8 protein-coding genes are annotated in these 8,973 nt (G+C 72.9%); 4 read left to right on the plus strand and 4 right to left on the minus strand.

Annotated features, from left to right (window positions below):
• The first annotated feature begins 22 nt into the window (after positions 1-22).
• Positions 23-1,570, plus strand: a complete 1,548-nt coding sequence (locus ABZ312_RS37865) for an MFS transporter (protein WP_500321975.1) — start codon at positions 23-25, stop codon at positions 1,568-1,570.
• 59 nt (positions 1,571-1,629) lie between these two features.
• Here the strand turns inward: ABZ312_RS37865 and ABZ312_RS37870 are convergent, their stop codons facing one another.
• The 3 genes from ABZ312_RS37870 to ABZ312_RS37880 all read right to left on the minus strand — a co-directional run bounded on the left by ABZ312_RS37870 (position 1,630) and on the right by ABZ312_RS37880 (position 5,105).
• Entirely contained in the window at positions 1,630-3,267 is a 1,638-nt protein-coding gene (locus ABZ312_RS37870) for a DUF4153 domain-containing protein (protein WP_500439668.1), read from the minus strand.
• A 214-nt stretch (positions 3,268-3,481) separates the two neighbouring features.
• Entirely contained in the window at positions 3,482-4,384 is a 903-nt protein-coding gene (locus tag ABZ312_RS37875) for an ADP-ribosylglycohydrolase family protein (RefSeq protein WP_500321977.1), read from the minus strand.
• Between the two features lie 55 nt (positions 4,385-4,439).
• The gene (locus tag ABZ312_RS37880) at positions 4,440-5,105 is read right to left on the minus strand and encodes a phosphoglycerate mutase family protein (RefSeq protein ID WP_499514451.1); all 666 of its coding nucleotides are present in this window, start codon (positions 5,103-5,105) and stop codon (positions 4,440-4,442) included.
• A 210-nt stretch (positions 5,106-5,315) separates the two neighbouring features.
• On the opposite strand from ABZ312_RS37880, the gene ABZ312_RS37885 reads away from it, so the two are divergent.
• Positions 5,316-6,107: a VOC family protein gene (locus tag ABZ312_RS37885; protein WP_500439669.1), complete on the plus strand. Its 792-nt coding sequence runs from the start codon at positions 5,316-5,318 to the stop codon at positions 6,105-6,107.
• 39 nt (positions 6,108-6,146) lie between these two features.
• Here the strand turns inward: ABZ312_RS37885 and ABZ312_RS37890 are convergent, their stop codons facing one another.
• Entirely contained in the window at positions 6,147-6,755 is a 609-nt protein-coding gene (locus ABZ312_RS37890) for a YdbC family protein (RefSeq protein WP_500321980.1), read from the minus strand.
• An 84-nt stretch (positions 6,756-6,839) separates the two neighbouring features.
• Here ABZ312_RS37890 and ABZ312_RS37895 point away from each other — a divergent pair, with 84 nt between their 5' ends.
• Both ABZ312_RS37895 and ABZ312_RS37900 read left to right on the plus strand, forming a co-directional pair.
• Positions 6,840-7,244: a VOC family protein gene (locus tag ABZ312_RS37895; protein WP_500321981.1), complete on the plus strand. Its 405-nt coding sequence runs from the start codon at positions 6,840-6,842 to the stop codon at positions 7,242-7,244.
• A gap of 90 nt (positions 7,245-7,334) precedes the next feature.
• Entirely contained in the window at positions 7,335-8,801 is a 1,467-nt protein-coding gene (locus ABZ312_RS37900) for an MFS transporter (protein ID WP_500321982.1), read from the plus strand.
• The last annotated feature ends 172 nt before the right edge of the window (positions 8,802-8,973 follow it).

Raw genomic sequence — 8,973 nt, forward strand, 5'->3', positions numbered from 1 at the left:
AAGTCACCGACTGGGGGACCTCGTGACGACTGGGCAACTCACCTCACCACGAAAGCCCGGAGCCGCGCGACGCGACGGCAGGCCGGGCATCGCACTCGCGGTGATCGCGGCCTGCCAGCTCATGGTCGTGCTGGACGCCACCATTGTGAACATCGCGCTCCCGCACATCCAGGACGCGCTCTCCTTCTCCACCACCGACCTGTCCTGGGTGCTCAACGCCTACACGCTCACCTTCGGCGGCCTGCTGCTCCTCGGCGGGCGCGCGGGCGACATCCTCGGACGGCGCAGGGTGTTCGTCTTCGGCATCCTGCTGTTCTCCCTCGCCTCCCTCCTCGGAGGCTTCGCCCAGGAGCCGTGGCAGCTGCTCGCCGCACGCTCCCTTCAAGGCGTCGGCGGCGCGATAGCCTCGCCGACCTCGCTCGCCCTCATCACCACCAACTTCCCCGAGGGCCCGGAGCGCAACCGGGCCTTCGGCGTGTTCGCCGCGGTCTCCGCGGGCGGCGGCGCCGTGGGCCTGCTGGCCGGCGGCATGCTCACCGACTGGCTCGACTGGCGCTGGGTGTTCTTCGTCAACGTGCCGATCGGCCTGCTGATCGCCTTCCTGGCACCGCGCTTCATCAGCGAGTCGCAGCGGCACCCCGGGCGGTTCGACGTCGCCGGAGCCGTTACCTCGACGCTCGGCATGGCCTCGCTGGTCTACGGCTTCATCCGCGCCGCCCACTCGGGCTGGCGGGACACCCTGACCGTGTCCTCGTTCGCGGCCGCCGTCGTGCTGCTCGGCGCCTTCGTGGTCATCGAACGGCGGGCCCGGGAACCGATCACCCCGCTGCGGATGTTCGCCGACCGCAACCGCTCCGGCACCTACCTGATGATGCTGAGCCTGGCCGCGGCCATGTTCGGGATGTTCTTCTTCATCGTCATCTTCGTGCAGAACGTGCTCGGCTACAGCCCCATCGCGGCGGGCTTCGCCTTCCTCCCGGTCACCGCGGCGATCGTCACCGGGGCAGGGCTGTCCACCCGCTTCCTGCCGGTGCTCGGGCCGAAGCCGTTCCTCGTGGCCGGCTCGGCGCTGACCGGTTCCGGGATGGCGTGGCTGACCCTGATCGACCCCGGCAGCAGCTACGTGGGCGGGGTGCTCGGCCCCATGCTGCTCTTCGGCTTCGGCATGGGCCTGAACTTCGTCACGCTGACCCTGACGGCCGTCTCCGGCGTCGCCCAGCACGAGGCGGGGGCCGCCTCCGGGCTCCTGAACGCCATGCAGCAGGTGGGCGGTTCGCTCGGGCTGTCCATCCTGGTGACGGTGTTCGGCACCGCGAGCCGCGACAAGGCCACCGTTCTCGTCCCGGACTTCCTGGCGCACGCCACCCGGGAGCAGCAGGCCGCCTTCCAGCGGACGCACGAACTGCCGCCGCCGTGGGGCCACGAGGTCCTCGCGCACGGCATCTCGACCGCGTTCTACGCGGCCGTGGGGCTCGTCGCGCTCGCCCTGGTCACGGCGTTGTTCGTGATCCGGGTCCGCAAGAGCGACCTGGAGGCGCTCAGCGGCAGCGCGGGCATGCCCGCGGCCTGACGCCGGCGCCGCCGCCCGGCCCGAGGGGAGGCCGGGGCGGCGGCACACGGCGTTCCACCTCACGGGAAGACCGGGTCGCCCCACTCGTCGTAGAAGCCCGGCAGCCCCGCCGCGTCGCACGGCCGGCCGCCGGTCTGCGCCGGCCGCCCGTCGAGCAGCGACCGCGCCCGGACCTCACCCAGACTGGTGGTGAACCAGGCCTCGGTGCCGTCCTCGTAGAGGTGCTCGACGATCTTCTCCAGGGCGCAGGAGCGCTGCGGCTCCGGCAGCCGGTCCAGCTCCGGGACGGCGTCCGCGGAGAGGTGCCGCAGGTACTCCAGGTCGATCTTGCCGGTGCTCTCGTAGCGGCTCACCTGCTGGTCGGCGATGAGGGCGTCGGGCGACACCAGCCCGAAGGCGAGGACGGACGCTGCGGCGCTCACCGCCACGGCGCGCGGCAGCCAGCGCGCGCCGAACACCCCGGCCGCCATGACCAGGACGATCAGCAGCCCGAGCCACAGCTCCACCCCCGCCACCGAGATCCGCAGCCGGGTCAGCCCGTACGCGTCGACGTACAGGTCCATGCGACGCAGCGCGGAGGCGACCACGACCAGGGTCAGCACGCAGATCGTGCCGAGGACGGAGCGCACGAGCACGCGGTCGCGGTCGGTGCCGCGCGGCGCCCAGCGCTGCGCGAGGGCGATGACGACCACGGTGAGCAGGGTGACGACGAGCAGTTGCCAAAAGCCCTGCCGGGCGTACTGCGCGTAGGTCAGGCCGGTCTTGGCCAACACCTTCTCGTAGCCGCCGAACAGCACCGCCAGCTGGACGGCGTTGAAGGCCGCGAACAGTGCGGCGAGGACGACCAAGGGCAGTGCCCACTCGGCGCGCCGGCGCGCGCGTCCCGGGTTCACCTCGATCCGGTCCCAGCGGCGCGGCGCCGCGGCGGTCCATGCCGCGCTGAGGGCGAACAGCGTCCCGACGAGGAGGAGCAGGACGCGCAGGGGGAGGTCGGTGACGGTCACATCGGGCATGAGGTCGCCCAGCAGGTCGGCGAACGCCGCGTCGGCCCCCGCGAAGAGCGCGCCGAATACGACGAGGAGCACGACGGTCACGCCGACGGTCTTCAGCATCGGCAGCAGCCGGCTCCGGTCGTGGGCGGACCGCTCGCGCAGCCCGCGCAGCGCCCAGCCGATCGCGGGCGCCGGAGCGAACCACAGCCCGGCGCCGCCGAGCAGGACGCCCGGCCAGCGGCGGCCGCCGTGCAGGGCCAGCGAGCCCAGGAAGGCGGCGGCGACGACGGCCAGGAACGACGGCCACCAGGCGTCCCGCAGTGCCGGAATGAGCAGAAGCATCAGGCCTGCCACCGCCCACAGGGCCGACCAGGGCCGCAGCCGCCGTCCGTGGTCGAGGGCGGCGACCGCGGCCGCGGCCGCGGCGGGCACGCTGACCAGCAACAGGTTGATCCCCAGGCCGCCGCGCAGCAGGGTCGCGGCCAGCACACCGGTGAGCAGCGCCGTCCACAGCACGGCGGGACGTGCGGCGCGTGGGGTCCGCGACCGGCTCGCGATCACCCACGCGGGCGGCGGGGGCGGTGGCGGGGGCGTCCAGGGACGCGGGTACGGCGGCGCCGGATGGACGGGTGGACCTTGCTTCTGCAGCGGTGCCTGCGCGGGTGCCTGCGCCGTCGGCGCGGCGTCGGACGGCGTGTCGGACATGAGAACCCCTCCCCGCCGGTCGCACGGCGCCCGGGGGCTGCGCGCGGGACCGGTGCTCGACTGCGCGTCCGGCGAAGATCGGCCGGACGGCGTGGCCGACAGGCTAGGCGCGCCGACGAGCTGCGCAAGCGCGGTACGGGCCCGGGGGCGCAGTCTGTGACAGGGCCGTGACAATGCAGAGGGTTGGGAGGCCCGCAGGCGGCCGGGGCGCGGCTCAGCCGGCGGGCAGCCATTCCGGCAGGGGCTCGCACCGCTCCTGCCACTCCCGCGGGGGCTCGCCACCGGCGCCGGCGGCGATGATCCCGCCGACGATGGCGCAGGTGGTGTCCACGTCGCCGCCCGCGCGGGCGGTGGTCCAGAAGGCGCCCTCGTAGTCGCCCAGGCCCCGGGCGGCGGACCACAGGGCGAAGGGGACGGTGTCGTGCGCACTGGTGCGGCGGCCGTTGCCGAGCACGGCCGCGACGGTGGCCACGTCGTCGTAGTCGAGCATGTCGACGGCGCGGCGCAGCCCGGCGTGCACGGCGCTGCGCGGCAGCAGCGCCACGACGCGGGTGATGAGGTCCACGGGGTCGCCGGGGCCGGCCGGGTCCGCGGCGAGCGAGGCGGCGGCCGCGACGGCCATCGCGCCGACGACGGCCTCGCGGTGCTGGTGGGTGGTGTACGCCGACAGTTCGGCCTGCTCGGCGGCCTTCTCCGGCTCGCCCGCGTACCAGGCGCCCAGGGGCGCCACGCGCATGGCGGCGCCGTTGCCCCAGGAACCCTGGCCGTTGAACATCTCGGCGGCGAGCGTGCGCCAGTCGGCGCCTTCCTGCCGGATCAGCCGCAGCATCCGGTTCACGCCGGGGCCGTAGCCGCGGTCGAAGTCGTGGTGCGCCGCGAAGGAGGCGGCCAGGGTGTCCTGGTCGACGGCGCCGTGCGAGTCCAGGACCGCGACGACCGAGCACGCCATCTCGGTGTCGTCCGTCCACTGCCAGGTTCCCGGCGGCAGCCTGCGGCCCTGCAGCGCCGGGTAGTGCGCCGGCACGAAGAACTGGGAGCCGAGGGCGTCGCCCAGGGCGAGACCGCGCAGGCTGGACAGCGCGCGGCGGCGTGGGAGGTCACGGGGGTCAGCGGTCATGGCGGGAGAACTCTGACATCCGGTGCCACCCGGGTCAATCGTCCTGTGCGCAATCTCACCCGTGATATCGCGCCAGGTCGGAGTCGGTGGTCCGCCAGCGGGCGAAGGGCCGGTCGAGCCGGTACCGGCCGTCGGGCTCGGCCAGCAGCATCCGCGTCTCGCCGTTGTCGGGGTTCGACAGGCACTCGAACTCGTCGACGGTCCAGTGGAACCACCGCATGCAGAACAGCCGCATGGTGAGCCCGTGCGTGACGAGCAGGACGTTCGGCGGGAACTCCGGCTTGTCGAAGGCGCGGTAGAGCGTCTCCAGGAAGGACCCGACCCGGTCGTAGACGTCCGCCCCGGACTCGCCCTGGGCGAAGCGGTAGAAGAAGTGGCCGTAGGCGTCCCTGGCCTTGCGCTGCCGCTGCACGTCCTCGGCGTCCTGGTAGTTCCCCCAGTCCTGCTCGCGCAGCCGGGGCTCCTCCTTGGCGCGGGTACGGCACGGCTCGAGGCCGAGCAGGTGGAAGGTCTGATGCGTCCGGCGGTATGGCGAGACGAAGGCCTGCACCCGCTCCTCGCCGAACAGCTCCCGAAGCTCCCGGCCCGCCGCGCGGGCCTGCTCCTCGCCTCTCGTGGTGAGGGTCAGCGCGTGGTCGGGCACCCGCTCGTAGATCGTGTCGTCGGCATTGCCCTGGGACTCTCCGTGCCTGATGAGCACTATGCGACGCGGTCGGGCCATGGCCTCACTGTAATTCGTACGCGCGCGCAAGGTCGCGGCGGTCCCCGGCGCGGGCCGTGGGCAGCCCCCGCCGCAGGCCTGCCGCGGTCCCCGGGCGACGGTCGCCGGCTCCGTCCACAGGCCGGGCGTCCCGCCCCCGATTGTCAGTGGCGTACCTCAGACTCAGCATGAAGAGGGGGGCGCGTACGCGCGCCACGGTTGGAGGCCGTCATGAAGACCACGTCGTTCGTTCCCGGCACACCCTGCTGGACCGATCTGAGCAGTCCCGACATCGAGGCCTCCCGTGCGTTCTACGGCGGCCTGTTCGGCTGGGACTCCCAGGCGGGCCCTCCGGAGGCCGGGGGGTACACCTTCTTCAGCCTGCGCGGCGAGCACGTGGCGGCCGTCGGTCCCGTGATGGCCGAGGGCGACCGGCCGCGGTGGATCACCTACATGGCCACGAGCGACGTGACCGACACGGCCAAGGCGGTCGAGGCGGCCGGCGGCTCGGTGTGCGTACCGCCGATGGCGGTCTTCGACCAGGGCAGCTTCGCGCAGTTCACGGACCCGCACGGGGCGGAGTTCGCCGCGTGGCAGCCGGGCCGGTTCAGCGGCGCGGGCCTGCTCGACGAGCCGGGCGCGCTGTGCTGGGTCGAGCTCAACACCCGGGACGTGGAGGGCTCCCGGGCCTTCTACCGCAACGTCTTCGGCTGGACGGGCGAGACCCACCCGTTCGCCGGGGACAGCTCGTACACCGAGCTCGAAGTGGAGGGAACCGACCGGAAGTTCGGCGGCATCCTGCTCATGAACGACGCCTGGCCGCAGGAGATACCCCAGCACTGGATGCACTACTTCTCCGTCACCGACACCGACGCGGCCGCCGCGCGGGCCACCGAGCTCGGGGGCAGCGTCTCCGTGCCGCCGTTCGACCTCGAGCACGTCGGGCGGGTCGCCGTGCTCGACGACCCGCACGGCGCGTACTTCTCGGTGATCACCCGCCCCGCGCAGGGCGGGAAGGGCTGACCGCGGCGGCTCCCGGGGCGGTCCCCGGTCGCCGTGCCGTCATATCGACCAGGCCTGTTCCAGGTCGACGACGTCACCGGCGACGGTGAGCACGTCGGCGTCGAGATCGGCGCGTTCGGACAGTCGCAGGATGGATCCGTCCCGGTACTTGGCGTGCTCGGACGCCGAGTCCCACATGGACAGCACCAGGAAGTCGGACGCGGGTCCCTGCGCGAAGACCCCGCGCAGCATCCCCGGGGAGCCGGCCATGGCCGGGTTCCAGACCTTCTCCTGCATCAGCACGAAGTGCTCGACGCGGTCAGGCCGCACCTTGCAGTGCGCCAGCCGCAGCAGGTCGCTGTCGGCGAATCGGGGGCGGAAGCCGACCTTGACGTCCAGACGGTGCTCGAAGAGCTTGACGCCGAGGCTCTCGTAGGTGCCGGCCTGGGCGGCCGCGAGGCGGTCGTGCGCGCCGGCCATGAAGGCGTCGTAGTACTCGCGGTCCTCCCAGAACGCGAAGAGGTGCGCGACGCCCGGCTGGCTGCGGCTCCAGCCACCGCCCTGCCCCCGGAACCCCGGCTCCCCCATGAGCCCGTTGGCCCATTTCCGCTGCCCGCGCTCGAATCCGGCGCGATCGACGATTCCGCAGCGAATCCACTTCACCAGCACCGCGCCATCCTATGGCCCGCCGGTGGACCTTCCGCCCCATCGAAGGACCAACTCCCCTGAACGGGAGAGGAATACGATCACGCCATGGACGCCCTGTACCCGCGCCTCCTCGTCGAGGACTTCGGCACCGCCGCCCGCTTCTGGACCGCAGCCCTGCGCGACCTGCTCGGCATAGAGCCCGTCAAGGTGACCCCGCAGGCCGGATACGCCAACTGGGACCTGGGCGGCGAGGCCGCCCTCACCCTCTTCTCCCGCGCCGCGCTCGCCCGCACGATCGGCACCGAGGCGCTGCCCGCGCACGCCCCCGCACAGGACGCGGCCATGCTCGTCCTGCGGGTGGACGACGTCGAGGCGGCCGCGGGGAAGCTGACCGCGCACGGTGCGAGCGTCGTCACCGGACCCCGGGACCGGCCCGAGTGGGGCCCGGGGCTGCGGACCGCGCATCTGCGCACACCGGACGGCAGCCTCGTGGAGCTCCAGTCGTACTGACCGGGCCTCAGAAGGCCCGAAACAAATAGTCTTCAACAAAACCATCTGCTAGCGTCTTACCTGGGTCCCCGACAACCAGGAGACGACGCCATGCCCTTACGCGCACAGCTCTCGCCCGCGGCGGCGACCACGGGAGCCACCCCCGACCACCGATCCCGCGGACTGGCCCTCGCGGTCCTGTGCGCCGGGATGCTGATGATCATCCTGGACGGCAGCATCGTCACCGTGGCACTGCCCGCCATCCAGCGTGACCTGCACTTCTCCTCCGCCGACCTGACCTGGACCGTCAACGGCTACATGATCGCCTTCGGCGGGCTGCTCCTGCTGTCCGGCCGGCTCGGCGACCTCCTCGGACGCAAGCGGATGTTCATCGCCGGGCTGGCCGTCTTCACCGGGGCCTCCCTCCTGTGCGGCCTCGCCACCGGGCAGGCCGTGCTCATCGGCGCCCGCTTCCTCCAGGGCGTCGGCGGCGCGATGACCTCAGCCGTCAGCCTCGGCCTGCTCGTCACACTCTTCCCCGAACCCCGTGAACGCGGCCGGGCCATCGGCGCGTTCAGCTTCGTCGGCGCCGCCGGGGCGTCGATCGGCCAGGTGCTCGGCGGTGTGCTCACCCAGGCCGCCGGCTGGCACTGGATCTTCTTCATCAACCTGCCCATCGGGCTGGCGGCCGCGCTGTTGGCGGTGCGCGTACTGGAGCCCGACCCGGCACGTCCCCCCGCCCGGGGCGCCGACGCCCTCGGCGCACTCCTGGTCACGACGGGACTGATGACCGGCGTCTACACGATCGTCCAGACCGGCGGTCACGGCTGGGCCTCCGCACGCACCCTCGGCCTCGCCGCCTTGGCCGTGGCGCTCCTGGGAACCTTCGTGGTCCGCCAGGCGACGGCCGCGTCCCCGCTGCTGCCGCTGCGCATGTTCCGCTCGCGCGAGGTCTCGGGGGCCAACCTCGTCCAAGTGCTGATGATCTCCGCCCTCTTCGGCTTCCAGATCCTCATGGCGCTCTACCTGCAGAACGTCAAGGGGTACGGTGCCGCCGCCACGGGGCTTGCCATGCTGCCCGCCGCGCTGTCCATCGGCACCGTCTCGCTGCTGCTCTCCGCCCGGCTGAGCGCACGCTTCGGCGAGCGCCGCGTCCTGCTCACCGGGCTCGCCCTGCTCGTGGTGGCACTCGGTCTGCTCACCCGGCTGCCGGTCCACGCCGGTTACGCCGCCGACCTGCTGCCCACGATGCTGCTGGCGGCCGGCTTCGGCCTCGCCGTCTCCGCGCTGACGGTGCTCGGCATGTCCGGCGCGGGGCCGGCGGACGCGGGGGTCGCCTCGGGCCTGTTCAACACCACCCAGCAGGTGGGCGGTGCCCTCGGCGTCGCCGTCCTGTCCACCCTCGCCGGCTCCCGGACGCACGCCCTCGTCGCCGACGGGCACGACACCGCGTCCGCCCTCACCGCGGGCTTCCGCCTCGCCTTCGGCACCGGCGCGGCCCTGCTGGCCGCGGCGTTCGTGCTCGCGCTGGTGATACTGCGGCCGCGGCGCGAACGGGACGTCCCTCCGCCGGCCTGACGGCGAGCGGCCCGCAGCCGCTCCTGCCCACGACGGCGGCATCCGGAGCCGCCACGATCACGGGCCGCCGCCCCGTCCCAGGGCGGCGGCCCCGCTGAGAGGGCCGGGACGCCCGGACAGGGCGGCGGCCAACCCCACGTACGAAAAAAACAGAAAGAACTAGAGGAGCGTA

Source organism: Streptomyces sp. NPDC006207 (genome assembly GCF_040613835.1).
Taxonomy (GTDB): domain Bacteria; phylum Actinomycetota; class Actinomycetes; order Streptomycetales; family Streptomycetaceae; genus Actinacidiphila.

Coding starts and splice junctions, on each gene's coding strand:
- ABZ312_RS37895 (WP_500321981.1), top strand. CDS start 6,840: ATGGACGCCCTGTACCCGCGCCTCCTCGTCGAGGACTTCGGCACCGCC.
- ABZ312_RS37875 (WP_500321977.1), bottom strand. CDS start 4,384: ATGACCGCTGACCCCCGTGACCTCCCACGCCGCCGCGCGCTGTCCAGC.
- ABZ312_RS37900 (WP_500321982.1), top strand. CDS start 7,335: ATGCCCTTACGCGCACAGCTCTCGCCCGCGGCGGCGACCACGGGAGCC.
- ABZ312_RS37880 (WP_499514451.1), bottom strand. CDS start 5,105: ATGGCCCGACCGCGTCGCATAGTGCTCATCAGGCACGGAGAGTCCCAG.
- ABZ312_RS37870 (WP_500439668.1), bottom strand. CDS start 3,267: ATGTCCGACACGCCGTCCGACGCCGCGCCGACGGCGCAGGCACCCGCG.
- ABZ312_RS37885 (WP_500439669.1), top strand. CDS start 5,316: ATGAAGACCACGTCGTTCGTTCCCGGCACACCCTGCTGGACCGATCTG.